We start from the raw sequence: 23,924 nt of genomic DNA, 5'->3' as shown, positions 1-23,924 counted from the left end.
TCCGCCGTGTGCCAATGTCGCGAAGCAGACTCGCTAGATGTACCCGGCCGTGACGTTGGGCACGCTTCCGAGGTTGTGATCTGAGCATCCCTCCTGGCTTGATGGAGCTGTTGAGTTCAACCATCGCCAGGGGCCCGCGTCGGTCCACGCTTTTGCCCGACTGAACGTCCACGGTCGCCGGCTGCTCGGCAGCCGTTTGATCGGTGATCGCCATCCCGTCAGACATGTCGCGAAGGAGGAGCGGTCACCGCCTGCGTCGCGACGTCCCGTCGCCGCGCGGTGGCGGTCCGCGCTCGGTGCGCTAAGGACAGGGCCGCAGCCGCGGCGACGATCCACGCACCCAGCGTGAGCAGCGCGCCCGTTGCGCCAGCCCCGTCGAAGTAGCTGAACCCGGTGATGGCGCCGAACGCGGCCCCGGGCGGTAGGGCCTGTCCGACGGCGGCGAGCACGGGCGGCAACAGGTGTGTGCTGATGGTCGCACCGCTCGTCGCGTTGCCGAGGGTGGTGAAGAGGAGCGTCGAGACGATCACGCCCATCGGCCCGATGATCGAGGTGATAGCCAGCGTCGACAGCGAGACGGCGACGGCAAGGAGCGAGAGCACCACGATCACGGCACCTGTCGACGCGGGGACGGCGCCGTCGACCGGTCCGGCGATGACCGCGACCACCGCGGCCGCGGCGATGCTCCCGACCACCGTCACGACGATCCGGGTGCGGAGGCGCGCGAGGGCGTTGAGGGAGTTCATGACCTGGGCCAGGATGAACGCCGCCAGGGTCGTGCCGAAGACCAGGTAGAACCCCGCGATGCCCTGGCCGTCGTTCGTCGCGAGCGGGACGAGGTCCTGCGTGCGGGTGACCGAGGCGCCGGCGCCCGCGGCGACTCCGGTCAGCATCGTGGTCGCGGCGGCCGTCGCGCTTCGCCCTTCGGCACCCGCGGTGTACAGGGTCCAGCCGCGCGCCCCGGGGACGAGGGCTGCGACGGCGTCGCGGGACCGGACACGGTCGCGGGCGTCGGACGGTGACCCGGCGGTGCGAACGTCGGCGCGGTCGCCGAGCGCGTCCCCGGCGGCGTCGGCCACCTGCGTGCCGACGATGGCGACGGGCAGGTGATGGGGGGACGGGGCTTTCTGCAGGCCGATGTACAGGCCGGCGAACGCCCCGGCGACGGTCATCGCGACGAGGACCTGGGTGATGAGGACGGGCAGGATCCGGCGGAGCGGAGGGAAGCCGATGGGCTTCGCAACAGAGTTAGTAATCGATTCATTACTCATGGCATCGGATGATACCCTTATGGCATGACGACAGCAAGGGGCTCGGTTCCCAAAGTTGCGGAGCGCATGGCTGGCAGCCAGCGGCGGAAGGCAACGCTCACCGCGGCGGCCGCCGTGTTCGCTCGAGAGGGGTACCACGGCGCCACGACGGAGCGGATAGCACAGGCCGCGGGCATCAGCCAGCCGTACGTGGTCCGGATGTTCGGCTCGAAGGAGAATCTGTTCCTCACCGTCGTCGACGGGTGCCTCGAAGCCGTGTTAGAGGCGTTCCGGGCGGTGCTCGACGACGGGCAACCGGTTCCGGTCGCCGCACGGCTCGGCGCGGCCTACCGCGAGCTGGCGACCGAGGACGGCGTGCACCTCATCGTGATGCAGTCGTACATGCTCGGCGCGGACCCTGTGATCGGACCGGTCGCCCGCGACGGCTTCACCCGGATCCTGCGCTTCCTGATCGGGGATGCCGGCCTGTCGGAGTCCGCGGCAGAGTTGTTCCTGGCCCAGGGGATGCTCATCAACACCCTGCTCGGCATCCGTCTGAGCGACCAGGACGACCCCCTCGCGCGGCGGTTCACGGAGTCGGTGTTCGGCCCGGGCACCGCGGGACCCGGGCCGATGGAGCGCTGAAGAGCGCCGAGGTCAGGCGACGCGCTCACCGTGGGCGCGCTCGACCCGTTCGACCAGTTCCCCTATCGCGGCGGCCGCGCTTGGGCGGTTCGCGGTCTCCTCGCCCAGCCGCCGTGCTGCGTCAAAGTGGCTTCGATCGGCGAGCAGCCGGTGGACGGCGGGGCCCACGGCGCCCGGCTCGTCGACCACGATCGCGACCCCGGCTTCGGCCGCACGCGCCGCATTGATGAACTGGTCGGCACCCTGCGGGAGCAGCACCATCGGCACACCGACGCTGACAGCCGCGAGCACGGTGCCGGCGCCTGCTGCCGCGACGACGAGGTCGACGCCCTCGAGCAGCTCGCGCATCGGGCGGAACGGCACGAAGTGGACGTGCTCGGTGTCGTCGAGGTGCTCGCCGATGACCCCCACCGTCGCCACGACGTCAGCCTCGTCCGGGTGGAAGCCGTCGATGATCGCCGTCAGGAGCGCGGCGTCGCCGAACACGGTGCCGAGGGTCACGAGCACCCGCGGCCTCCAATCGCTGGCCGGGAACGGTGCGAGCGGTGCGTCGGACGCAGCGTTCGGGCGGCTGTGCGGCTCGGATCGGAACGGGATCGTGACGGGCGGCTGCGTCCATCCGGCTGCCTGCAGCGAGGCGGGCGTCGGGTCGAGCAGAGCCACCGGCGGGGTTGGCGCCACTCCGCGCTGCGCGTAACGGGGAAGCACGAGCTCGGTCATCGGGTGACGGAACTCCTCGGGAACCTCGGGGCCGAAGGCGACGACCGCATGCGGTACGCCGAGTTCCGCGGCGACGAGCGGTCCGACCAGGTCGACGGCGTCCGCGACGACCACGTCGGGTGCCCACCCGTGTGCTGCGCGCACGGCGTCGTCGATGGTCAGGTCCACGCGTGCGCCGGCGAAGAACTCGGCGACGGCCGCCGGCTCGGGTCGGTTCGCGGGGTCGCTGCCGGGGATACGTCGGGCCACCTCGGCGAACAGGTCGGGAGGCATGGGTCCGGCCGCCAGGACCGGCACCGCCGGCAGTTCGGTCGACATGGCCTCGCGCATGCCACCGCTGGTGAGCAGGGCAACGTCGTGGCCGGCCGCCTGCGCGGCACGGGCGAGCGGGACGAGGGGCAGGAGGTGTCCGAGCGCGGGGACGCCGGAGAATAAGATGCGCATGAGGAGTCTTCCTGGTTCGGGGTCAGTCGGCGGCGAGGACGAGCGGGATGCTGCGTCGGCGTCCGGTGACGAGGGGGATCGTGCCAGCGGCCACCATGAGCGCCAGGCTCACGAGGGCGGCCGGGAGTGCGGCCTGCAGGCCCAGGTGGGGCTGCGTTCCGGGGACGGTGACCGCGAGCGCGACGGCCTGTCCACAGGCAGTCAGCACGAGGACCACGGCGGCCACGAGGACCGCAGTGCCGACGAGGATGACGGACTCCCAGGCGGCACGCGCGAGCACGGTGGCGCGGGACCCGCCGGCGGCCTCGACCAGCGCGGCCTCCTGCTCGCGGGTGCGTCCTGCCATCAGTACGGTGGCGGCCGCGCCGAAGAGCGACACGAGCAGCGGCCCGCCGAGCATGAGCAGGAAGCTCTGCACGTCGAGTCCACCACCCGAGGATCCCGTGGTCCGCTCGACGGCGTCGCCTACGGTGTCGAAGCCGGCAAAGAGGCTGCCGGGCAGGGCGATCGTGATGACGAGCGCGCTCACAGTGGCGCTGCTCCGGTCGACAGAGAACGCGGCGGCGTTGCGGGCGAGGAACCACGAGGCCGACCGGTGCGCGGGCACCACCGAGGTCCAGGCCCGGAGGGCGGCGGGAAACACCACGGGGCCGATCGCAGTGCACGCCGCCGTCAGGAGCGGCCCGATCAGCAGCACCTGCCCACTGGTCCGGACGCCAGCGTCGACGATGGATGCGGTCAGCAGCCCGGCGAGCAGCAGCGCGACGGCGCCCCCGGCCCACCGGGTCCACGTCGTCCGGGTGCGGACGGACTCGGGCTCCCGCAGGACCTCGATCGGGCGGACGAGGCCGGCTCGGCGCGACGGCCGGAGACTGCTCAGGACGACCACGACCGTCACGGCGAGCACCACCGCGACGGCGCTGGTCGGACCGAACCGTTCGTCGAGGTTCCGGAGTCCGTCGGACTGCGACAATCCGAAGTGCAGGAACGCCGGCACGAACGGCGCCACGATGAGGCAGCCGATCGTGCTTCCGACCAGCGCCACGACGGCGAGCTGCAGCCGCACGATCACCGTCACCGTGCGGGACGGCACCCCTACCAGCTGCCAGAGCGCGTAGCCCCGGCGCTGCAGGTCGATCGTCAGGCGGGTGACGCTGCCCAGGACGGCGGTGACGGCGACGATGGTCAGCACGACGACGAGCGATGCCAGCGTGGCGAGGCCGCCGGCTCGGAGCAGGTCCATCGTCGTGCCGGACCCGATGATCGCGAAACCGGTGTCGAGCATCCCGGCGGCGATGGCGGCGGCCGCTGCGGTGGCCGCGCTGACCACGAGTGCGCCGATCCAGATTCCGGCGTTCTGCCGCAGGTCGCTCAAGACGAGTCGGAGCATCTCAGGCCTCCTGGGCGGCGGCGGTCAGGGCCTCGAGTACCTCGGCGGCGTCCGGGTGTGCCAGCTCGCGGTGCACGGCGCCGTCGCGCAGGACGAGCACACGGTCGGCCCGCGCAGCCGCTTCGAGGTCGTGCGTGACCATCACCACCGACCGGTCACCGTCGGCCACCCGGCGCAGCAGGTCGAGGACCGCGTCACCGGCGGTGGTATCGAGGGCGCCGGTTGGCTCGTCGGCGAACACGACGTGCGGTTCGGACGCCAGGACCCGGGCGATCGCGACCCGCTGCTGCTGCCCGCCGGACAACGCGCCGGGTCGGTGGTCCCCGCGGTCGGCGAGTCCGACCGAGGCGAGCGCGGCGTCGACCTGGGCCGCGGAGACCGGGCGGTGGGCGAGGCTGGCGGGTAGCGCGATGTTCTGCCGTGCGGTCAGCGACGGAATGAGGTTGAACGACTGGAACACGAAGCCGACCGTCGAGCGGCGGAGTGCTTGCAATTGCTTCGGTCGGAGGGTCTCGAGGCGTTGCCCGGCGATCGACACCGACCCGCTGTCGTAAGGCTCGAGGGCGGACAGGCAGTACAGCAGCGTCGACTTGCCGGAGCCGCTGGGCCCGACGACGGCGACGAACTCACCGGGGAGCACGGAGAGTGAGACACCCCGGAGCACCGGGACCCTCGACTGTTCCGGGCCGAGGAACGACTTCGTCAGGTCGTGTGCCTGCAGGAGGGGTTCGGTCATGGTGTCAGTCCATCTCGTTCTCGGCGGCCGGTCACTGGTGCGGACAAGAGGGTCGGGGTGGAGCCAGCTCCACCCTCGGGAAGCGTCAGACGTCGGTCCGGGCAGCAGCCGCGTGCAGGAGCGCCAGCACCCGGGCGTACCGGCGCTCCTGGTAGACCCCGTGCACGGTGGCGAGCATGACGGCCGTGACAACGCCGGCAGCTAGGGACGTGGACTGCGTCCACGTGCTCGCGGTCAACAGGGCCGCCCCGGCGCCGGCGACGATGCAGTTCACGACCGCGATCGCGCTCGACAGCGTGAAGAACACCCCACGCCAGGACAGCCGGAGCCCGATGTCGAGCAGCTCGTTCGGCGCGATCCGGTCCTCGGGTACCGGGAAGTACCGCGGGGCGCCCGGCAGGATCGTGCCGTACCAGCGGCGGATTCGCTGCATCGAGGCGAGGGCGACCACGTCCTCCAGCGAAGTCTGGACGAGTCGCTCGTAGGTGAAGACGCCGAGCAGCACGACGACCGGGATCACCACTGCGAGGTAGCCCGTGGCGAAGTCGGTGTCGGCTAGGAACCCGAACGCCACCAGGGCACTCGACAGCGTCGTCAGGTAGATCGCGGCCCGGGTAGACGACTCGGAGACGGTGATGCCGCGCGCCGTCTGGAGCACGAAGTGCTCGGTGACCAGCGCCGTGAAGAACGCGCTCGGCGCATCCGGTAACCGCCGGGCGGCATGGTCGGCCTGGCCAGCGGTGTCGTCCGTCGCGTTGCCCGCTGAGCGTTCCGGCACCGGCGCCTCCCGATCGTCGTCGTGGTCGCGACCCGGTCTCGGGCCGTCGTCATGAGACTCGCAGCTGGCCTGTTGACCGGGCATCCGTTGGGTGACGTAACCGGCGCCTCGAGGCACCCCTTCGGTCGCGTCAGTCCACCGGAGGGGACGCGGCCAGCGCCGCGGTCAGCTCGGTGCGGCTCGTGACACCGAGCTTCGGGAACACCTTGTACAGGTGTGTGCTGACGGTGCGGTGCGACAGGTAGATGCGGTCCGCGATCTCCCGGTTCGTCATGCCGGTGGCGGCGAGCCGTGCGATCTGCAGTTCCTGGGGCGTGAGCTGCTCACTCGTCGACGACGTCGTGGTGCCGGTTCGGTCCGGCGCCTCGCCGGCGGCGCGGAGTTCCGCGGCGGCCCGGGCAGCGAAGCCGGCGGTGCCGGCGGCGTCGAACGCGCCGAGCGCCTCGCGCAGGTGCGGCCGTGCCCCGACCACCCGGCGTTCCCGACGCAGCCACTCGCCGAACAGCAGCTGGGTCCGGGCGAGCTCCACCGGGGCGTTGCCGGATGCACCGGTGATGAGCCAGCTGCTCACAGTCGTCCTCCGGGCTGAAGTCGGTGGTGCAGCCAACTTTGCCCACTGGCCAATCTCGTCGTAGTTCGTCGAGACGTCGCTCGTGACGCTATTCGGGTGGAATCGGGTAGTGGCGAGACGGCGCTCGTGGCGGGGGTGCGGAGAGCTCGGTGAAGCGCAGCGCTTCTGTAGCGGAGTGGGGCGGGCATGCTAGGCCGGAGTCAGTGGCGTGTGCAGGTGCTCGCTCGGGTGAGGTCTTCTTCGCGTGGAAGCCAGACGAAGCCAGGCGCTTGTCCTGTTACGGATGCCATGGCGGACAGGGCCGGGCAGGCTGGAGCTGAGTGATCGCGGCGTCAACGGTGGCGAGCTGATCCGCGTAGACGGTTGCTCGGTACCAGGACGGGTCCGACGACGATCGCCGGAGTCGGCGACTGGTTGCGTGCATGGGTGAGCCAGCTGCGCCATCGCCATCGGGAGCCGAGAAGGGAGACGTCGCCGCAGACGAAGAAGCGCTCACTCCAGCCCACCACCTCGAGTAGTTGCGCCTGCCCCGCTTCTCGGCCGTCGTTGATGTCGGAGAAACGGCCGATGGCGGCCCACGTGTTCCTGTCGGACTTGGCCCAGATGATGTTCCTGCTTCTCGGAGCGTGTCGAGCGGCTCCCACAGGGCGTTGCTGTCGTTGTCGCGGTACCAGAGTTCCCCGTCGTCGGGAACGTCGGCTGCGTGGGGGGTTCGGAAGGAGGGTGAGGGCCCCGGCGGGCTAGCGGGTGGGGGTCATGGGCGGTCAGCTGGGGAGGTTCCAGCGGAGGTCGTAGCCGTTGTCAGCGAGGAACTGCAGCCGGTCCCGCACCTCCTGCAACGATGCTGCGTCGTCGGCGTTGCGGTAGTCGGAGCGGAGGAGCGTGTTGGCGGTGATGATGTCGTCGGTGCGGTCCGTGTATCCGGCGGCGGCTGCGGTGAGGAAGATCGTCGCGTCCGCGGGCCGGATGAGTTCGGCGCCGGAGAAGCCGATCGTGTCGGGTTCGAAGCCGAGCGCGGCCATGTCGACTTCCTGTTCGGTGAACGCCACGACCCGGTAGGGCATCTCACGCTTGCTGATGGCGGGATAGTCGGGCCGGTCGGAGATGGCACGTCCGGAGATGCGGCAACCAGCTGCGCTGAGCCGTTCCGCTTGCTCGACGAGCGGCACGTTGGACGTCCACCTTGTCCTGACACCGCCGGGTCCTGGGTAGCAGGCGATGGCGAAGTCGACGAGCCCGCCGACCTGCCGGGACTCCCACCCGATGTCTGTGCGGTGCACGCGTTTCCCGAGGCGTGCAAGCGCGTCGTCCACCTGCCCGGCAGTCAGCCCGGACTGCACGAGCTTGTCGAAGGTGGAGCCGTTGACGGCGAGCATCCGTGCGACGGCGAACGCCACGTAGATCGGTGCCGCATCCTTCCACCGCTCCTTCGTCCCAAGGGCTTGTCTGCCGTCAATCCAGACCCGGCGCCGGTCAACGTCGACTAACAGCACCGTCGCGGTCTGTTCCGCGAGCGCGATCTGCGTCGTAGTGACAGTCCGCGGTGCCAGGAGGAGCAGTTCCGCATCGTTCGGGTCGTCGTCGCGGGGGCGTTGGGTGAGGGTTGGGAAGCGTGCGCGGCGGCCGTCGGCGAGGCGGATCGTGTCGTGCGACTCCACGACCGCGCGAAGCCCCGCGAGCTTGAGGACGGCGAGGGCGTCGGTGAGGTCGGTGGTTTCGCCAAGCCCGTACGGCATCGTGATCTGCGGCCGACCGCTGTAAGCGTCGGCGACCCATTCGAGTGCAGGCCCCATCAGCTGCGTTCCTCCGGGGTGTCGGGTCGGATGAGGGCCATGAGCCAGCCCGCTTCGGCAAGGAACGGCCCCCACCCGTCCCGGGTGTCGCCGGGGGCGGGTTCGCACCGGTAGCCAGAACCTCCGTCAGCGCTGTGAACGATGATCTGACGGAGTTCGGGGCTGGTCGGGTCGCGAAAGTACATGTGTCCGTGTGGGCCGGCGAGGTCGAAGGCGACGCTAAGCAGGAACAGGTCCGGGCGGCTCGCGGCGCTCACCATTCCCGTCCCCGGAACAGGGCGATGACTGTCTCGAGCGGGCGCCCTTCTGAAATCCACTGCAACGGCGTCAGGGCGTCGGCGTCGACGGTGAGGTGTGTGCAGGGTGTGGTCATGAACTCGGTCATCGCTGCCGCGTCCAGCAGCGGCTGCGGTGCTGCCGCGTAGAGCACTTCCAGTCCTGGGAGCAGGACGGAGCGGTCGCCGAACTCAGGGAGAGCCGGGGCAAGGATCTGCCAGTCGGGGATGCGTTCTTCGCCGTCGAGGTCGAAGCTCAGCAGCCGGCACGAATCGAACAACTCAACGACCTCGTCGCTGCTGATCTGTAGGGCGGCAGCTACTTCTGGTTCGGTGAGGGTTGTGTTGAGGAGATGCCTGCGGATGCGGGCCTGTGTTGTCTGCCACCAGTCCTCGGGCACGTCCGCCGGGCCGATCGCGCTGTGGTCGGGATGGCGGGGGATCTGTCGGCCTTCGTCGGCGTACGCGGACAGCTGCTCGCGGGTGACTTCACCGCGGGCGTACATCCACAGCTGCGACTGCCAGGGCATGGCGTCCGGGAACCCTTCCAAGTAGCCGGAGTGGATCACCGCCCGGACGGCTTTCTCCCGCTTCGCGATTTCGGAGGCTGGGATGAGGAGGGTCTGGACGATGCGGTTCGCTTCCCGCGTCGCCGGCACCGTTAGGTCCGACTGGACCGTGTTGTGCTTGTCGTAGAGCTCGTAGCCGGGCTCGACGTCGATGGGGCGGACGAGGATCTGCGCCAGGTGCGCGTCCGGGTTCTCGGTGTCCTCGAGGAGGACGTGCCCCCAGAGGATCCGGTCGTTCGACAGGTGCATGGACACCAGACGCATCATCAGCGGGTACCTCCAAGAAGTCGGGCGAGAGAGAACAGAGCGGTCAGAGCTGCGGGAAGTCGGAGCGAGCACGGCCGAGACGTTCTGGCGCCCAGGTGAGGATGAACCGCATGATGCGGTCCGCTTCAACCATCGCCGGATCTGACGGGTCGTGCGCGTCGGGGTCGACGTTGCTGAGTCGGAACCACGGCGCCTGGTCGGCGTGGTCGACGAGGACGACTGAGGGCTTGTCGTTGGGGTGGGTGGGGTTGGTGAACATGACGGAGCCGAAGAAGCGGCTGTCGTCGAATGCCAACGTCATGGACAGCAGCTGCAACATCATCGGATTCGTTCTTCTCAGCTGCCGGAGGGGTGCCAGCGGAGGTCGTGGGCGAGGTCGGCTTGGAAGTGCAGTAGCTGCCGTAACGCGTTCACCGCGTCGGTGTTCACGGCCACCCAGCTGTCTTCGCGGATGACGTGCGCGGTGATGAACTCGTCCGTGCAGCACCCTTGATTGGTCGCGGTGAGGGTGGTGGTGTCCTGCGGGATGACGACCGCGACGGTGGCGTCATCTGCTGATGCGGGCTCGTAGCCGAGCGCCTGCATGTCGGGATGCTTCGCGAAGAACGCGGTGAGTCGGTTCGGCGGGACCAGGACGCCGGACTGCTGCGCGGCCCAACGGTCCGACATCACCCCACCGAGGGCGATGAGCTCATCTGCTTGCGCGTCGACGGTGTCGTCACGGTGCCAGCAGGTGCGCACGCCTCCCGGGCCCGGGTATGCGGCGAGAGCCCAGTCGACGAGCGAGTGCCGGTCCGTCGCTTCCCATCCCAACGGCGTATGGAACACGTGCTGCCCGAGGGCAGGAAGGGCTGCACGGACGTCGTCCGCCGGGATGCCGATGTGTTCCGCGATGGCATGCGTGCCGCCGCCGTGCAGGGCGATGGTCCGGGCGATGGCGAACACGGTCCGCCAGCCCGGTGTCGCGTCTTGTTGTGTTGACGTTCCGTGTACTTGCCGGCCGTTGGCCCAGACGCGTTGCCGTTTCCCGTTCACGACCACCAGGTCCTGATACCGGCGCACCAGTGACAGGACTCCGCCCTCCGATCCACCTGGCAGGAGGATCACATCTTCGTGGCGGCCGTCCCTAGCTCCGTCATGAACGGTGGTGGTGGGATCCGGGGTGGCGAGGAACGCAGTCCGGCCGTCCTCGAACCGGAGCCGGTCGAACGCTTCCACGCGGGCGGGCATCCCTGCGGCGGCGAGGGCGGTCAGCGTTTGGGTGATGTCGATGGTCCAGCCGAGTCCGAACGGCAATGACAGGACCGTCTGCTGCTGCCGGATGTCCTGCACCCACTTCCGGTCAGACATCAGCAGGGCCAGCCGCTTCCACACCACGGCCCATCGAACGGAGTTCCAGTAACACGTTCATCACCTGGGTCGCCGCTTCCACCAGGGGGTTCGTCGGATTGGTCAAGGGTGCCCCGTTGAGGAGACCGAATGTCCACCTGTCGTCGGACGCTCGAACGGTGACGTGCCGTTGCAGGAGCGCCGAACCGGTGGAGTTCGTGAACGTCATCCCCACCAGCGTCGGCCAGATGACGGCGTCGAACTGAGCAGTCAACGACAGCAGCCGCAACGGGATCGGCTCGAACCTTGCCGTCAGACGCTCAGGCATCGCCAGCCAACCGCGGGTCATCCTCTGACAGCCGTTCCAACCCGAACCCGGACGCCTCGAGGATCGCGTTTTCGCTCTCCTCGGTGGCAACGAACGACCCGATCTGCGCGTTGGCCGCGACGAGAGCTCCGATCCGACTCCGCGCGTCCAGCACGACAGCCGCGACCTCGTCGTTGGTGGAATCGGAGGTGCGTTCAGGGTTCGACGGGTGCAGGGCGGGGAACTCGAGTTGCTGCACCGGCGGATGCCACTTCACCCCGATGCGCAGGATACGGCCGTCGGCGTCGTTGCGGTAGAACATCGCACCGAACGGGTGACCCTGATCGAGGGTGAGGTCGGCGCCGTAGAGCGTCCACCCTGTCGCGGCGTACGACGGCTCCCAACGCTGCACGATGAGGGCACCGACACCCATCTTCAGGCCCGGGATGAGTGCCTGGCCGTCCTGCACGTCGGCGTAGAGCTCGCGGAGGTCAGCGGCCCGGTGATTGCGAAGCGACGCGAGCGGGATCCGAGTGGATCCGCGCATTGGGTCCAGCTGTCGCCTGCGGTTTTCATCATCATCGTCAGTACTGGCTCTCACCCTGCATCCCTTCGTGATCACGAGGTCTCGCCGCTCGTGTTCATAGTAAGGAACGATGCCCGGTCCGTCTACATCTGATCGACCACGCCCTCTGCCTCGGGACCTATGCCGGCGCCATCAGGCAGCTGCGCCGGATGGCCTCGCAGAAGACGGCGTGATCGAGAATCGACGCTCTCGATGCGGCTGAGCACGCGATAACAGGCTGATCAGCTGGTTTCTGCTTCCCGTTGTGAGCGCAGGGGTGAGTCACCAGGATCCGCGTCAATCCGGGGGAGCAGGGCGGCCGACGGGGGCTTCCTTACTTACTTACCTCTACCTCTCTCTTATATGTTGGTAGTAGGTATATAGCTGGGTTCGGTACACATACGTCCCTATCCCAGTAGCCGTACCTCCCGCGGAATGCGTCGAGATCGCAAGACGCCGTGATCGAGGACGCTCGGCCTGCAGGATGCGGCCAGTCGACGAGATCAACCGCCGTTCCGCGCATAGCCGCTTCGACGCCGCACCCCGTGGTGTGAGAAGGAGCAGCACATGCAGGAACGAACCTGGTTCACCGACGACCTACCGGACGGGGTCAGCATCGCGACGGTCATGGATGACATCTCCGTCGTCGTTGACCCTTCCGGACTTGTCACGATCGACGGGCCCGCTGGAGGGTCCACGACCCTCGACTTCGACGACGCCGTCGTTCTCAGCGCCGTCCTCATCGAAGGAGTCCGCATCCTCCGCGAGAAGGGCTGCGTCGAGCGGGATGCCGTCCTCACTTGGCTGAGAGACCACGGGGCCCGCTGACACGCCCGTCCACGTCACGCCGGGTCGTCCGCGCATAGAGGGTGCAACCGAAAGGGGCACCCCATGCCGACAGCATCCCGCGCAGACCGACTCGACGCCTTCATCGCCGCCGCCACCGCCAAGCACGACGGGAAGTACGACTACTCAAGGGTCCCCGAGACCTTCGTCAACGCACATACGAAGGTGACCATCGGCTGCCCGGACCACGGGGACTTCGACCAGGAACCAAACGAGCACAAGCGCGGACAACGCTGCCCGGACTGCTCCGGCCGTCGGAACTCGCGTGCGTCAGTCCGCGGCGCCCGCTTCGTCACACGAGCCGCTGGTATACACGGGAACCGGTACGACTACTCCGCCGTCGCGTTCGTCGACCAGCACACCGAGGTCACCATCATCTGCCGACGGCACGGCCCATTTCTGCAGCGACCGACGAACCACCTCGACCACGGCGGGCCGAGCGGGTGCCACCGCTGCGCAGAAGAGCGCCGGCCGGCCGCGCTGAAGGACGCGTGGACAAAGCGCGACCGTTCGCAGCGCCGCGACGCAGACACCGGCGAGTACCTCGCAGCATGAACAGGAACGACCGGGCCGCCGTGGGGAACGGTGACCCGGTCGTGGGGCTCGTGTGTGACGAGCCGCATTTCAGCCCAGCGACGGTCAGTTCGCCGCGACGTACGTGTCGCGAACGTGCTAGCTGATCCGACCACGCGCGGCGACCTTTTGACCGTTCGCCGACGCCAACTCGCGGATCTTCGTCAGCTCGTCAGGAGTGCTGGGACCCTTCGACGCGGGGCAGGAGAATCCCACCCGTGCAGCCGCCTGGTTCGAACGGACTAACCGGGTTCAAACCGACTGACCGGGCTGCTCTCCGCGCGCTAACGAAGGCGTCGCCCCTACTCAACCCGAACCACCGGTACGACTCGCGTCCCGTCCTCGTCCCGCCAGACACCTGATTGCGGAGCGTTGCGCCTAGCGTCGCCGGGTCCGCCAGCTGGCTAACTCGTTCGACAAGTTGGCGAGCACCAAAGTCGTTGCCGCGTCGACCTCGCGATACGAATAGGCGTCATCGGTTGTCGCTTCAACCAAGCCGTATCCTGGCCGATCAAGGCGCATACCGCTGAGCTTTGGGGGGATGCCATAGTGCATCGACCGATTGCGAAGCTGCCGAAGACTAGCGAGAAGCTGCGCCTCCGAGGAGTTCAGCACCGCTTCGAGCCCGGCACGCAAACCTGGCGCATCCGAGTTCGGGAAACGACCGAGCAGCTGCCGCACGGCGCTCAGCGCGTGCGTCGCTGCCACGAACCGCAGACGGAACACACTCCCGCCGAGACCCCGTTCACCGGGCGCGAAGACGTGCAACGCCGCATTGACGGAACATTCCGCGAACATCGCGACGTCTCGCGCACCGGCCGGCAGTGCTGGCTCGTATGACTCATCAGCAAACGCTGCCGCGGAGAGCTGCACGAGCTCCGGCCGTGACGCTTGCACATGCGGAAGACCATGGATTGCCGTGTTCGGGCGTCCGAACGACCGTTGCAACTGGATGACTCGAGATCCCATGCTCTCGCCGAGATCGTGGGTTCGACTTCCGGAAGCCTGATCGAGGGAAGCAAGCGCCTGGTAGCTGGTCAGTCGAGCCGAGGCGAACGCGCGACCGTCGCTTTCCAGGAACGCGAAGTCGTTGTTGGCCCCGAAAGTGGCGCTCTGGTCTCGCCCGATGCGGTTGAACTCCTCGACAACCGAGTCAACCGTCTTCTTGTTGTCATCGAGCAGTTTGACGGTGTGCCGCGCGACCGCAATCTCCTCGTCCCACCCGACCGACAGCGCCGCCGCGGCGTCCGGTCGGCGTCGACGCAACTGGTCCAGACCCTCATGAAGGATGCGTGCGACCTGCGGCGCGACAGCAAGCCCGACCGTCTCTGACCATGGCGAGGCGGCCTCCGTCATCACCAAGGAGACGACGAGGCTTACGTCGTCCGCAAGCATCGCGACGTCAACCTGTTCTGGCGTCGGCGCTTGACCCGCTCGGCGCCTCGCCTTCGCAGCGCTCCCACTCATACCCACCATGATGCCGGAGGTCAGCGAACTGCTCCCCGCCGGAACACAAGCCGAGTGGCGGGTGCGATGCTCAGGGACCCGCTCGCCATCGTGAGGCCGTGGCGGCGTTAAGTGACGGCGCGCTCAAACGCTCGGTGCCGCTCTAACAAGCCGTCGACGTACTCGGCCCGGACCGGCGACACCTGCTTGAACACGGGATGAAGCACGATGTGCCGCTCTGCCGGCATCACTGAGGGCAGGCTGAAGCGGCCAGCGGTTAGCACGACCGGCCGGCCCTCACAGGCGAGGAGCAGATCCTCACAGTTCAGACGTCGACCAACCCGGGGCAGACCCGTCGTCATGATCGCCTCCGGCTGTCATCGCTAAATCGTCCAGTAACGTGAGGGCGATGGAAGAGCTCGCGCGTTTCGGAAGGGCGTCACTCGCGCAGGTCGCCGAGTTGATGGGTCGTAGTGAAGAGCAGGTGGCGGAAGCCGCAGTCCGCCTAGAAGGCGACGGCGCCGTCGTGCGTGGCATGCTCGCGGCGTCAGCGGTCACCGCGCTCATCTCGGAGGTGGAACCAGCTCGACCACTGCAGGACGCAGAGGCGCTACTACGCAACGCCTTCCGCCTGGCGCGAGAGAACGCGAAAGCCGATTGGGCATCGATGGCCGTCCCAGTGCTCAAGAATCGACTGCTGCAGTTGACCGACGGCACATTCCGCGAGAAGGACTTCGGAGCGCCGAGCATCTGGCACTTCGTGACGCTGTTCCCCGGGCTGGTGGCCTGCGAGGGGGTCCGACCATCCGAGCGCGTGCGACTGCGTGAACCCGAGCTGATCGAGACGGACGACCGAGATGAATCCGCCGAGCTCGACCCAGTCGGGAAGGGTCGCATCCGCGACGACCTCTGGCGCGCAGTATTCGACTACCGGTCCGGTAAGACGTACGCCTGGGACGAAACGCGGGGCCGGGCCAGCGATCACGCGGACCCTGATAGCGCCGGCATCCGTGTGCCCACGATCACAGCCGCAGAGCTCCGGACGTTGCGCCAAGAGTTCGTTCGTACTCAGGAGACGGTGTCGGAGCACGACGCTGCACGGTTGGCGGAATGGGTCGACGGCGCGGGGGCGACCGCGGCGCTACCCCGGTTCTACCGTCCGCTCTGGAACGCTCACCTGAAGAGCCACGCCGCTGATCGCCTGCGCACCTTCTTTATCCAAGCAGGCCTCGACGTCCCGTCCGACCTGATAGCGCATGCCAGTCCTCCTACCGCACCAGTCTCCGATGTGGAACACGCCCGCCGAAGGGCGCACGCGTACATCGACGCGATGACTGGGGAAGAGCTGGGCCGCCTATCCATCGAGCTGAGCGTCATCGCCCGAGTGCGGATCTCCGACGAAGGGTGAGCGGCGACCGAGTCCGCGGCATCTGCATCGTCGCGCCGCCCCGTGGCGGAGACCCCAACCATCGGATCACGCCAGCACAGGCGACGTGGGTCGACGCTGTGCGCGCACACGCCGTCGCTCGCGGAGAAGAGGTGAAGATCTTCCGGACGGTCTTCCGCCGATCCGCTGTACGCAACGACTCGGGCCGGTCCTTCCACGTGTTGGACCCGTGGGAAGCCGACAGGTTCTACCGCGATATTCACCGCGGCTACGACGCCGTATTCCAAGCGGGTCAGGCCCGTATCTCACTGCAGCCGACGAAGCCGCTCGAGTCATCGCACCTGATACCGGTCAGTCGTCTCGTGCGTCCCAAGGCCTTCTTCGTCCAGTTCGACGGGTTCACTCCTCCCGCGAACAGCTTCGAGGACTTCGACTCCTGGGCTGCGGCCGTGGACTGCGGCACACATCGCGACTGCCGAGTCCTACCGCACCACATGTTCTCGCCGAGCACGGATTGGCAGGCGCTCGAGACCGAAGACCAACGACAGGCCTTCGAAGCCGCGCACGGAGGGCCGACGCACCTTCACGATGAAAAGTCGCGCCCGTGGAATCAGACCAACGCCTGGCACGGCAACGACACGCTCGAGGTGGCGCGTTTCGATCTGCCCACCGGCTTCCACTGGGATGTGGTGTCCGCCCGCAACACTTCGAGGATGTCGTCGCTGACATCAGCGTGGCGGTTCGACGGGAAGGCCTACCTCAACATCAGCCCCGACGGCTTCATCCGCGCAGGCCAGAGCAAGGGCGCAACGGCAACCAAAGAAGACGAAGCGCCAAGACCAGCTCCTCCAGAACCGGCGACGCCAAGCAAGCGCGAGCGGGACCGCGCACGCCGTGAGCGGCAGCGGGCGCAACGCCGCCGCTAGTTGCATCCACCCAGCCTCGGCGCATAGAGTAACTGGTGATCCGGTCCGCGGAAGCGGATTGGAAGGACGGTGCGGGGTTGCTTCTCGCGCCTGAAGACACCAAGAAGCAGTGAACGTGAGCAAGCCACGGTCGTCTCGAGCCGTGAATGCGATTCATCCAAGGTCGTGGGGACCTCACGTAAGCGCCAACGCGCCTCTGTTGGTTGTCCAGAATAGGCTCGACCTATCTTCTAGTGCCCCGGCTTATCGTCCGGGGCACTTCTCTTTGTCCTACGCCTCGCCCACGACATGCGCGAGGCGACGTCTGCTTGCAGTACGGGAACGGCGGCGGATGAAAGGCAGTCCTCGCGACCTGCTCTACCAATGTGCTCATTTGCGATCGGCGCCCTACTCGAGCCGCACCACCGGTACGACCCACGTCCCGTCGGCGTCCTGCCAGCCGCCGAGTTCAGGACGGACACGCCATGCAGACAGCAGCATCGTCACCTTGAGCTCGTCCTCTGGCTCGTGGATGTTCCCGCTGAACCCGATGAGGTCACCAGCTTTGTCTCCGGTGCCGGTCGCGTCGGGGTCGAGGCGCAGGCGCCAAACGCGATGGTGCGGCTCGTACGAGATGTGGGCAATACGGACAGTCATGGTGTAGCTCCTAGTGTTACGGCTCCAGCTTCGGTGCTGTAACCCCTACTATCGGCACCGATCGTCGCTACTGACGGCCCGGGTGGCGCATGTGGCTCACACGTTGAACTGGTCCTCGTTCCAGTGGTCAAAGTGGTACACCGACTGCTCGCTTACGGGACGCTCCGACGTTGCTGCCGCCAGCGCGTCAGTGTCCTCCTGTAGCTCAGCGAACCATTCCTTCCAGTCCGAGTCCTCATCGTCCGGGAACGACGCCGGGTAGGTGTCGGCAAATACTTCCGCCTGACCGAGGATCATCGCCAGGGCCAGCTCCTGCAGCACGCTCGTCGCCGTCGGCAATGACACCGCAGCGCGCTCGCGGAGGAGCCGAACCGCTCCTCGAAGCGCGAACATGAACTCGTAGTCGTATCGGGTGAGGAACTGGGCCGGAAGTTCGTCGACGAACCACGACACGTCCAACTGTCCGAGGTGGGAGCCGCGGGGGAGTCGGGCGAGTTCGCGAAGCTCGTCAGTCGCGGTGTCGTAGACGAGGTCGCTGCCGACTGCGAATACGGCGGCGGCCGAATCGCCGAGCCTTTCGGCGAGCGGAGGCGACCAAGCCTTGTGCGAGTCATCAACGTCGAGCATGTCGTCATCGTCCACTGGGGCGCCTGCGGCTTCCAGACTTGCCCACCCAAGCGCGCGGCAGACGCCTCGTACCTTATCCGCGCGAATCGACGCTCCGCTTTCGTACCGCGCCCAGCTCTTGGCTCCGACTCCGGCCCGGGTAGCGGCGACCTCGACCGTGTGCCCGAGGCTGATGCGACGGGCGCGGATCGCCTCGCCGATGATGGTGTCGCTGGACTTGACTCGAGGGGGCATCCGACATCCTTCGGTACTGACTGGTAAGTGACTAGACAGTATCAAGGGCTGCATCAGCGATGCAAGGGTGCGGTCGGAGGGGTCCTGGAGGGCGGCCACGGCCGTGAGCCGCAAGCACTCACCGAAGGGGTGGCTCGGGTTTGTGGGCCCATTGCGAGCAAGTCGGTCCTCATCGAACAAACTGCCCCTGACCTGGGCTTTCGGCAAAGGGGGGAAAATGAGGGCGGCCCCAGGGGAAACCCAGGTTGAGGCTTTCATGGAGGACCGCTCGATCCGCACCACCGCGCGGGTCCGTAAGACCTGCAAATGACCCGCCGCCACAGAAGACCCCCGTTCAAGCGGGGGTCTTCCTGTTTCCGGACGCGGCTCTGGTGCTCCTTCCGCGCGGAGCTCGCGCGGTATCCACGCCCTACCGCGCTGAGACTGGGCTCGTCGATCCGGCGTCCTTCACTGCGTGACGGATCGGCGCCGCGCCGTCTTGAGCGAGCACCAGAGCGCTGCACCGAACTCCTCTCCTCAGCGCGCGACTCTGCCGCTGCTGCCTCCCCCCTCTGCGGGGTGATCCGCCAGAGTTCGCCAGACGAGGTGTCTTAGGCACCCCCGCCCGTCCCCGAGCGTGCGCAGCGAGGTGCTGATCTTCGATCTGCTGTGAGGCGGAGTGGAAGTTCGTCGGACCGGTCTACGCGCCGCGGTCACCGAGCTCGCCGCCGTCGGCGAGGTGCAGGAGGAGAGCGCGTGCATGCTCTGCTGCTGATGACGGTTCGTCGCCGTACGCGACGGCTGCAGCGATCCCTTCCGCCGCGCGTCGGACCACCAGGATCCGATCTGCCGACAGGCCGTCGGCGGCCAGGTTCTCGTTCCACCAGTGCGTGTCCGCGGTCGTGATCTCGCTGACCTTCGGGATCTGGTAGATCCCGGCCCACGAGGGGGCTGCCGTGAAGTACTGCAGCGTTGCGTCGGCTCCGGAGGTCATCGCGCGGACGTAGGCGCGGAGGAGCTTGCCCGGGCGGTTCTCGGTGAGGTCGAGGTGTTGGAGCACGCTGTCCCGAAGCTGTTGCTGGGCGTCGTCGACGAGCGCCACGATCAGGGCTTCTCGGTTCGGGAAGTGGTGGAGGAGGCCGCCCTTCGAAACGCCGGCGTGCTTGGCGATGTGCTCGAGCGAGACGCCCGTGCCCCGGACGGCCATCGCTTCCGCGGCTGCAGCGAGTACTGCAGCTCGAGTGCGCCCGGCGTTGCGGGTCGATCGCGGTGACGACGCATCGTGCTCTGGCATGGCCTGCTCCTCGGCATGTGACAGGGGGACGGTTTCCGTCTCCCTGGGCAAGTGTGGGCCCAACCTGCTCAACTCCTGACAACAGTCTACATACGTTCTCCAACCGACCATTTGGTCGGTACAGTCGCCGTCGTGACTTCGACGACTTCCGCACCGGTGACCGCTCGCAGCTGGGCAGCGCTCGGGATCCTCACCCTGGCCGTGCTCTTGCTCGCGATCGACGGCACCGTGCTCTCCCTCGCCGTGCCGGCGCTGACGGCGGATCTCAAGCCGACTGCCACGCAGCTGCTCTGGATCGGCGACGTCTACTCGTTCGCGCTGGCCGGGCTGCTGGTCACGATGGGCAACGTCGCGGACCGGGTCGGTCGGAAGCGGCTGCTCCTGATCGGTTCGCTCGGCTTCGGGCTGTCGTCGCTGCTCGCCGCGTTCGCCACGAGCCCGGAGATGCTGATCGCCGCCCGCGCGATCCTGGGCATCAGCGGCGCGACGATCATGCCGTCGACCCTCGCGCTGGTGCGGAACGTCTTCTCCGACCCGGCGCTGCGCACCCGCGCGATCGCGGTGTGGGCGGCGGGCGCCACCGCCGGCGCCGCCGTCGGGCCGATCGTGGGCGGCGCGCTCCTGGAGCACTTCCACTGGGGCAGTGTCTTCCTGATCAACGTCCCGATCATGGTGCTCGTCCTGGTCGGTGGCGTGTTCTTGCTGCCGGAGTCGCGGGACCCCCGCGGCGCACGCATCGACCTCCTGTCAGCGCTGTCGTCCTTCGTCGCGATCGTCGCGATCGTCTACGCCATCAAGCACGTCTTCGCGGAGGGTCTGGACTGGAGCGTCGCCGTCGCTGTGCTGGTGGGTGTCGCTGCGGGATGGTGGTTCCTGCGCCGTCAGCATCGACTGACCCGGCCCCTGATCGACGTGTCCCTGTTCCGGTCGCCGGCGTTCAGCGGTGCGGTGATGGCGAACACGGTGTCGATCTTCGCGTTCGTCGGGCTGCTGTTCTTCTTCTCCCAGTACCTCCAGCTCGTGCGCGGCCTGAACCCGCTCCAGGCCGGACTGACCGAGTTGTCCGCGACCGTCGCGTCGATCATCGTCATCGCGCTCGCCGGGTTCATGCTCGGCAGACTCGGCCGCGGACGCGCCATCGGCGTCGGTCTCGGACTCGGCGCGATCGGCCTCGGAGTCCTCGCTCTCGCGGAAGGGCTCGACGGCCTCGCCGGCATCATCATCGGCTTCGCGATCGTCGGGTTCGGAGCGGGCCTGGCGATGACACTCACCACCGACGCCGTCGTCGGTGCTGCCCCTCGCGACCGCGCCGGAGCAGCATCCTCCATCGCCGAGACCGCGTACGAACTCGGTGCTGCCCTCGGCATCGCCGTCCTCGGTTCGGTGCAGCTCGCCTTCTACCGCGGCAACCTGCCCGCGATCGCCGACTCCGACGTCGGACAAGCGATGCGGGAATCACTCGCGACCGGTGTCACCCAGCTCGACACCACGAACCAGGCCGTCATCGCCGTCATCGAACAGGCGCAGCACGCCTTCACGGTCGGGATGCAGTGGACCTCCGTGATCGCCGCAGTACTGCTCGTCGTCGCAGCCGTCATCGCGTGGCGTGCGATCCCGTCCCGCCCCGAGACCCCCGTCGAGCACTGAGGGTCGAGGAGATCACCGTCGTGGAGATCGTCGACGTCGGCCGTGCTGACGTCCCCCGCCGCGACCACACCGCAGGCAGCCGCGCAGCGACCGCGCGTCCGCGACCGCCGGTTGATCCGGCTCCACCGCCTCCCGACGCTCACGAACAGAGAACTCCATGACCACCACTTCCCGATCCGTCGACGTCGTGATCGTCGGCGCCGGCCTCGCCGGGCTGTCCGCCGCCGACCAGCTGACCCAGCAGGGCCACGACGTCCTCGTCCTCGAGGGCCGCGAGCGCGTCGGCGGCCGCATCCACACCACTTCAGTCGCCGGCGTGCCCGTCGACGCCGGCGCCACCTGGGTCGCACCCGACCACACCGCCATGCACGCGCTCATCGACCGACTCGGCGGCAGCACCGTCCCCCAGTTCCACGACGGCAAGGGCCTGATCTCGTTCGGTGGCCGCCGCCGCGCAGAGAGCGCACTGGCCCTCGCGCCCTGGGTCGTCCTCGACCTCGCCCGCATCACGGGGAAGCTGCAGAGGATCGTCGACCACCTGCCCACCGTGGACGCGTACAAGCACCCCCGGGTCGAGGAGTACGACGCAGTCTCGCTCGGCGACTGGCTGACGAAGCAGCACGCCCTGAAGGACACGCGCCGCTTCGTCGACATGATCAGCAAGGTGCACTGGGGCGCCCCTGCAGGGGACATCTCACTGTTCAACGCGTTGCGGTACTTCAAGACCCTCGGCGGGCTCGAACACATGATGTCCGTCGAAGGCGGCGACCAGCAGGACCGCATCGCCGGCACCGTGCACACCCTCGTCGAGCGGTTCGCCGAGACGCTCGGCCCCCGCGTCATCGTCGACGCACCCGTGCGGAAGATCACGACCCACGGCACCACGGTGACCGTGGAGACCGACAGCCTCACCGTCGACGCCCGCTACGTCATCGTCACCGCCGCACCGGCCCACCGGTCCGCGATCACGTTCGAGCCGGCCCTGCCCGAGCAGCACCGCGGGCTGTCCCGCACCTGGCGCCTCGGCGCCCTCAGCAAGGCGTTCGTTGCCTACGACCGCCCCTTCTGGCGCGACAGCGGACTCTCCGGCGAGGCTGTCTCCGACGACGACACCGTGTTCCTCACCTTCGACGTCAGCTCCGGACTCGACCGCCCGGGCATCCTCATGGTCTTCTGCGACCCCCGCGGCTTCGACTCGTACGACCGCGGAGAACGATCCGAGCGGGTGCTCGCGCACCTGGTGCACCTGTACGGGTCCGAGGCGCTCAGGATCACCGACTACGAGGACTTCGCCTGGGGCAACGACACCTTCGCCCCCGGCGGCCCGAACCCGGCCGTCGCACCGAGGGCATGGACCACCTTCGGACGGTTCCTCCGCCAACCGGTCGGACACGTCCACTGGGCGGGCACCGAGACCGCCGACGAGACATCGGGGACCATGAACGGCGCCGTCCTCTCCGGCCACCGCGCGGCCACCGATGTCGCAGCACTGTTGGCCGTGACGTCAGAGCCCTCCGCCCCGAGCGTGTCCGCATGCTGATCTGCGGCCCGCACCGCACCCCGATCACCGACCAGGGACACCGGCCATGAACACCATCCCCCGGACGGACGAGCCGCGCCCGACGCTCCCTCGGCCGACAGCCGCTGGAAGGGGTTGTCGAGCACGCCGTTGACCGCAGCATGCGGGTTGATCCGGACGTCCTTCGCGGCAGCGTGCAGCACCAGTGGGCTGTGCTCGCGAGCGCGTCGTTCCCCTGGCAGAACGGGACGGCGAAGCCCGACTGGTGCTCGGGGACGTCGAGCGCCGTGGAGTTCCACGAACCGACGATCGAGTGGGGCCCCACACACCTCGGCCGGTTCTCCGGTGTCTCCGCACAGTCCTTCGGCGAGTACCCGAAGGCGACCCTGCAGCAATGACCAGACGGGCCGCTCGGACGTCACCGCCCCGGCAGCACGGCCTCTCGCGCCAACCCCACGACCACCCCGTGCACGATCCGCGCCGCCCGCGCCGCAGCGTCGTCGAGGTGCTCCCGGAACTCGTCGCCGTCCGGGGCGCACAGGTCGCTGATGCCGCGGACCGACACGAACGGCATGGCGTGCACAGAGGCGAACTGCGCGATCGCGGCGGACTCCATGTCCACGGCGGCGACGGTCGGGAACGTGCGGCGGAGGACATGGGCACGGCCGTCGGTGACGAAGACCTCGCTCGAGCCGATCGGCGCCGTGCGGACGACGTCGTCGGTCGTGACACCGTGGGCGCGACGGACGAGGTCGAGGTCGGCCGCGTACTCGGGCGGCATGCCCGGTACCTGGCCGAGCGCGTACCCGAAGGCGGTGGCGTCGGCGTTGAGGTTGACGTACGAGCCGCCGACGACGACGTCGCCGAGTCGGACGTCGCGGGCGAGCCCACCGGCGGTGCCCACGCTGATGACGGGGACGCCGGGGCCGAAGTCGTGGAAGGCGTGCGCGACGGCGGCGGTCGCGTTCGTGAAGCCGATGCCGCTCCGACGCACGGCGACGGTGGCGCTGTCGACGTCGAGGAGGTGGTGTTCGTCGTGCCCGCCGGTCGGGCCGTGCAGGACGGGGCCACCGCCGAACAGGTCGGTGAAGGCCGAGACCTCTTCGCTCATCGCGGCGATGACGACGGCCGCGGGTCGTCGGGTGGCGTCCACCCTGCGATCTTCCCACAG

Annotated in this window: 25 protein-coding genes; 8 read left to right on the top strand and 17 right to left on the bottom strand. The window is 68.2% G+C overall.

Features of this window, described 5'->3' with window-relative positions:
- Positions 1 to 218: 218 nt before the first annotated feature.
- On the bottom strand, positions 219 to 1,271 hold the full coding sequence (locus DEI91_RS16530) for a hypothetical protein (protein WP_258374237.1): 1,053 nt from the start codon (positions 1,269 to 1,271) through the stop codon (positions 219 to 221).
- A 24-nt stretch (positions 1,272 to 1,295) separates the two neighbouring features.
- Here DEI91_RS16530 and DEI91_RS00730 point away from each other — a divergent pair, with 24 nt between their 5' ends.
- Positions 1,296 to 1,895: a TetR/AcrR family transcriptional regulator gene (locus DEI91_RS00730; protein ID WP_110904411.1), complete on the top strand. Its 600-nt coding sequence runs from the start codon at positions 1,296 to 1,298 to the stop codon at positions 1,893 to 1,895.
- Between the two features lie 12 nt (positions 1,896 to 1,907).
- Here DEI91_RS00730 and DEI91_RS00725 read toward each other — a convergent pair whose 3' ends face one another.
- From DEI91_RS00725 to DEI91_RS00670, 11 genes are all read right to left on the bottom strand, one after another.
- A complete protein-coding gene (locus tag DEI91_RS00725; protein ID WP_111050489.1) occupies positions 1,908 to 3,059 on the bottom strand; it encodes a glycosyltransferase in 1,152 nt (383 codons plus the stop codon).
- 22 nt (positions 3,060 to 3,081) lie between these two features.
- A complete protein-coding gene (locus DEI91_RS00720; RefSeq protein ID WP_110904409.1) occupies positions 3,082 to 4,449 on the bottom strand; it encodes an FtsX-like permease family protein in 1,368 nt (455 codons plus the stop codon).
- Position 4,450: 1 nt separating this feature from the next.
- Complete coding sequence (locus DEI91_RS00715) at positions 4,451 to 5,185, bottom strand: ABC transporter ATP-binding protein (RefSeq protein ID WP_110904408.1); 735 nt, start codon at positions 5,183 to 5,185, stop codon at positions 4,451 to 4,453.
- Between the two features lie 85 nt (positions 5,186 to 5,270).
- Positions 5,271 to 5,963, bottom strand: coding sequence for a hypothetical protein (locus DEI91_RS00710; RefSeq protein ID WP_110904407.1), 693 nt, complete (start codon positions 5,961 to 5,963; stop codon positions 5,271 to 5,273).
- A gap of 130 nt (positions 5,964 to 6,093) precedes the next feature.
- On the bottom strand, positions 6,094 to 6,534 hold the full coding sequence (locus DEI91_RS00705; protein ID WP_258374236.1) for a helix-turn-helix transcriptional regulator: 441 nt from the start codon (positions 6,532 to 6,534) through the stop codon (positions 6,094 to 6,096).
- A gap of 764 nt (positions 6,535 to 7,298) precedes the next feature.
- Positions 7,299 to 8,402, bottom strand: coding sequence for a hypothetical protein (locus tag DEI91_RS00700; RefSeq protein ID WP_146244151.1), 1,104 nt, complete (start codon positions 8,400 to 8,402; stop codon positions 7,299 to 7,301).
- Positions 8,403 to 8,580: 178 nt separating this feature from the next.
- A complete protein-coding gene (locus tag DEI91_RS00690) occupies positions 8,581 to 9,438 on the bottom strand; it encodes an antitoxin VbhA family protein (RefSeq protein ID WP_111050487.1) in 858 nt (285 codons plus the stop codon).
- Between the two features lie 43 nt (positions 9,439 to 9,481).
- Entirely contained in the window at positions 9,482 to 9,760 is a 279-nt protein-coding gene (locus DEI91_RS00685) for a hypothetical protein (protein ID WP_111050486.1), read from the bottom strand.
- Positions 9,761 to 9,774: 14 nt separating this feature from the next.
- Positions 9,775 to 10,815, bottom strand: coding sequence for a hypothetical protein (locus tag DEI91_RS00680; RefSeq protein ID WP_146244148.1), 1,041 nt, complete (start codon positions 10,813 to 10,815; stop codon positions 9,775 to 9,777).
- The gene (locus tag DEI91_RS00675; RefSeq protein WP_146244147.1) at positions 10,781 to 11,095 is read right to left on the bottom strand and encodes a hypothetical protein; all 315 of its coding nucleotides are present in this window, start codon (positions 11,093 to 11,095) and stop codon (positions 10,781 to 10,783) included. Before DEI91_RS00675 ends, DEI91_RS00680 begins: the two co-directional genes overlap by 35 nt.
- Positions 11,088 to 11,675: a hypothetical protein gene (locus tag DEI91_RS00670; protein WP_146244146.1), complete on the bottom strand. Its 588-nt coding sequence runs from the start codon at positions 11,673 to 11,675 to the stop codon at positions 11,088 to 11,090. The genes DEI91_RS00675 and DEI91_RS00670 overlap by 8 nt, the downstream gene beginning before the upstream one ends.
- A gap of 531 nt (positions 11,676 to 12,206) precedes the next feature.
- On the opposite strand from DEI91_RS00670, the gene DEI91_RS00665 reads away from it, so the two are divergent.
- Positions 12,207 to 12,467, top strand: coding sequence for a hypothetical protein (locus tag DEI91_RS00665; protein ID WP_110901818.1), 261 nt, complete (start codon positions 12,207 to 12,209; stop codon positions 12,465 to 12,467).
- Positions 12,468 to 12,530: 63 nt separating this feature from the next.
- The gene (locus DEI91_RS00660; RefSeq protein WP_110901819.1) at positions 12,531 to 13,040 is read left to right on the top strand and encodes a hypothetical protein; all 510 of its coding nucleotides are present in this window, start codon (positions 12,531 to 12,533) and stop codon (positions 13,038 to 13,040) included.
- A 396-nt stretch (positions 13,041 to 13,436) separates the two neighbouring features.
- Here DEI91_RS00660 and DEI91_RS00655 read toward each other — a convergent pair whose 3' ends face one another.
- On the bottom strand, positions 13,437 to 14,453 hold the full coding sequence (locus DEI91_RS00655; protein ID WP_111050482.1) for a hypothetical protein: 1,017 nt from the start codon (positions 14,451 to 14,453) through the stop codon (positions 13,437 to 13,439).
- A 460-nt stretch (positions 14,454 to 14,913) separates the two neighbouring features.
- Here DEI91_RS00655 and DEI91_RS00645 point away from each other — a divergent pair, with 460 nt between their 5' ends.
- Positions 14,914 to 15,912: a hypothetical protein gene (locus DEI91_RS00645; RefSeq protein WP_146244145.1), complete on the top strand. Its 999-nt coding sequence runs from the start codon at positions 14,914 to 14,916 to the stop codon at positions 15,910 to 15,912.
- Positions 15,913 to 16,043: 131 nt separating this feature from the next.
- Positions 16,044 to 16,817: a hypothetical protein gene (locus tag DEI91_RS00640; protein ID WP_146244144.1), complete on the top strand. Its 774-nt coding sequence runs from the start codon at positions 16,044 to 16,046 to the stop codon at positions 16,815 to 16,817.
- Between the two features lie 387 nt (positions 16,818 to 17,204).
- Here DEI91_RS00640 and DEI91_RS00635 read toward each other — a convergent pair whose 3' ends face one another.
- The 3 genes from DEI91_RS00635 to DEI91_RS00625 form a co-directional block, all read right to left on the bottom strand.
- On the bottom strand, positions 17,205 to 17,453 hold the full coding sequence (locus tag DEI91_RS00635) for a hypothetical protein (protein ID WP_110901823.1): 249 nt from the start codon (positions 17,451 to 17,453) through the stop codon (positions 17,205 to 17,207).
- Between the two features lie 96 nt (positions 17,454 to 17,549).
- Positions 17,550 to 18,314: a helix-turn-helix transcriptional regulator gene (locus DEI91_RS00630; RefSeq protein ID WP_181420702.1), complete on the bottom strand. Its 765-nt coding sequence runs from the start codon at positions 18,312 to 18,314 to the stop codon at positions 17,550 to 17,552.
- A gap of 679 nt (positions 18,315 to 18,993) precedes the next feature.
- Positions 18,994 to 19,587: a TetR/AcrR family transcriptional regulator gene (locus tag DEI91_RS00625; protein WP_181439413.1), complete on the bottom strand. Its 594-nt coding sequence runs from the start codon at positions 19,585 to 19,587 to the stop codon at positions 18,994 to 18,996.
- 132 nt (positions 19,588 to 19,719) lie between these two features.
- Between DEI91_RS00625 and DEI91_RS00620 the strand changes: the two genes are divergently transcribed.
- The 3 genes from DEI91_RS00620 to DEI91_RS00610 all read left to right on the top strand — a co-directional run bounded on the left by DEI91_RS00620 (position 19,720) and on the right by DEI91_RS00610 (position 23,151).
- Positions 19,720 to 21,234, top strand: a complete 1,515-nt coding sequence (locus DEI91_RS00620) for an MFS transporter (RefSeq protein ID WP_111050852.1) — start codon at positions 19,720 to 19,722, stop codon at positions 21,232 to 21,234.
- A gap of 157 nt (positions 21,235 to 21,391) precedes the next feature.
- A complete protein-coding gene (locus tag DEI91_RS00615) occupies positions 21,392 to 22,774 on the top strand; it encodes a flavin monoamine oxidase family protein (RefSeq protein ID WP_111050476.1) in 1,383 nt (460 codons plus the stop codon).
- A 173-nt stretch (positions 22,775 to 22,947) separates the two neighbouring features.
- Positions 22,948 to 23,151 (top strand): hypothetical protein, encoded by a 204-nt coding sequence (locus tag DEI91_RS00610; protein WP_111050475.1) that lies wholly within the window; start codon positions 22,948 to 22,950, stop codon positions 23,149 to 23,151.
- Positions 23,152 to 23,171: 20 nt separating this feature from the next.
- Here DEI91_RS00610 and mtnN read toward each other — a convergent pair whose 3' ends face one another.
- A complete protein-coding gene (gene mtnN, locus DEI91_RS00605; RefSeq protein WP_181439412.1) occupies positions 23,172 to 23,906 on the bottom strand; it encodes a 5'-methylthioadenosine/S-adenosylhomocysteine nucleosidase in 735 nt (244 codons plus the stop codon).
- Positions 23,907 to 23,924 lie beyond the last annotated feature (18 nt).

Origin of the sequence: Curtobacterium sp. MCBD17_032 (assembly GCF_003234855.1) — a bacterium.
GTDB lineage: Bacteria > Actinomycetota > Actinomycetes > Actinomycetales > Microbacteriaceae > Curtobacterium.
The sequence above is the reverse complement of the archived record's forward strand: the minus strand, read 5'-3'. Positions and strand labels throughout refer to the sequence as shown.

Coding starts and splice junctions, on each gene's coding strand:
- DEI91_RS16530 (WP_258374237.1), bottom strand. CDS start 1,271: ATGAGTAATGAATCGATTACTAACTCTGTTGCGAAGCCCATCGGCTTC.
- DEI91_RS00730 (WP_110904411.1), top strand. CDS start 1,296: ATGACGACAGCAAGGGGCTCGGTTCCCAAAGTTGCGGAGCGCATGGCT.
- DEI91_RS00725 (WP_111050489.1), bottom strand. CDS start 3,059: ATGCGCATCTTATTCTCCGGCGTCCCCGCGCTCGGACACCTCCTGCCC.
- DEI91_RS00720 (WP_110904409.1), bottom strand. CDS start 4,449: ATGCTCCGACTCGTCTTGAGCGACCTGCGGCAGAACGCCGGAATCTGG.
- DEI91_RS00715 (WP_110904408.1), bottom strand. CDS start 5,185: ATGACCGAACCCCTCCTGCAGGCACACGACCTGACGAAGTCGTTCCTC.
- DEI91_RS00690 (WP_111050487.1), bottom strand. CDS start 9,438: ATGATGCGTCTGGTGTCCATGCACCTGTCGAACGACCGGATCCTCTGG.
- DEI91_RS00685 (WP_111050486.1), bottom strand. CDS start 9,760: ATGATGTTGCAGCTGCTGTCCATGACGTTGGCATTCGACGACAGCCGC.
- DEI91_RS00675 (WP_146244147.1), bottom strand. CDS start 11,095: ATGCCTGAGCGTCTGACGGCAAGGTTCGAGCCGATCCCGTTGCGGCTG.
- DEI91_RS00665 (WP_110901818.1), top strand. CDS start 12,207: ATGCAGGAACGAACCTGGTTCACCGACGACCTACCGGACGGGGTCAGC.
- DEI91_RS00660 (WP_110901819.1), top strand. CDS start 12,531: ATGCCGACAGCATCCCGCGCAGACCGACTCGACGCCTTCATCGCCGCC.
- DEI91_RS00655 (WP_111050482.1), bottom strand. CDS start 14,453: ATGCTTGCGGACGACGTAAGCCTCGTCGTCTCCTTGGTGATGACGGAG.
- DEI91_RS00645 (WP_146244145.1), top strand. CDS start 14,914: ATGGAAGAGCTCGCGCGTTTCGGAAGGGCGTCACTCGCGCAGGTCGCC.
- DEI91_RS00635 (WP_110901823.1), bottom strand. CDS start 17,453: ATGACTGTCCGTATTGCCCACATCTCGTACGAGCCGCACCATCGCGTT.
- DEI91_RS00630 (WP_181420702.1), bottom strand. CDS start 18,314: ATGCCCCCTCGAGTCAAGTCCAGCGACACCATCATCGGCGAGGCGATC.
- DEI91_RS00625 (WP_181439413.1), bottom strand. CDS start 19,587: ATGCCAGAGCACGATGCGTCGTCACCGCGATCGACCCGCAACGCCGGG.
- DEI91_RS00615 (WP_111050476.1), top strand. CDS start 21,392: ATGACCACCACTTCCCGATCCGTCGACGTCGTGATCGTCGGCGCCGGC.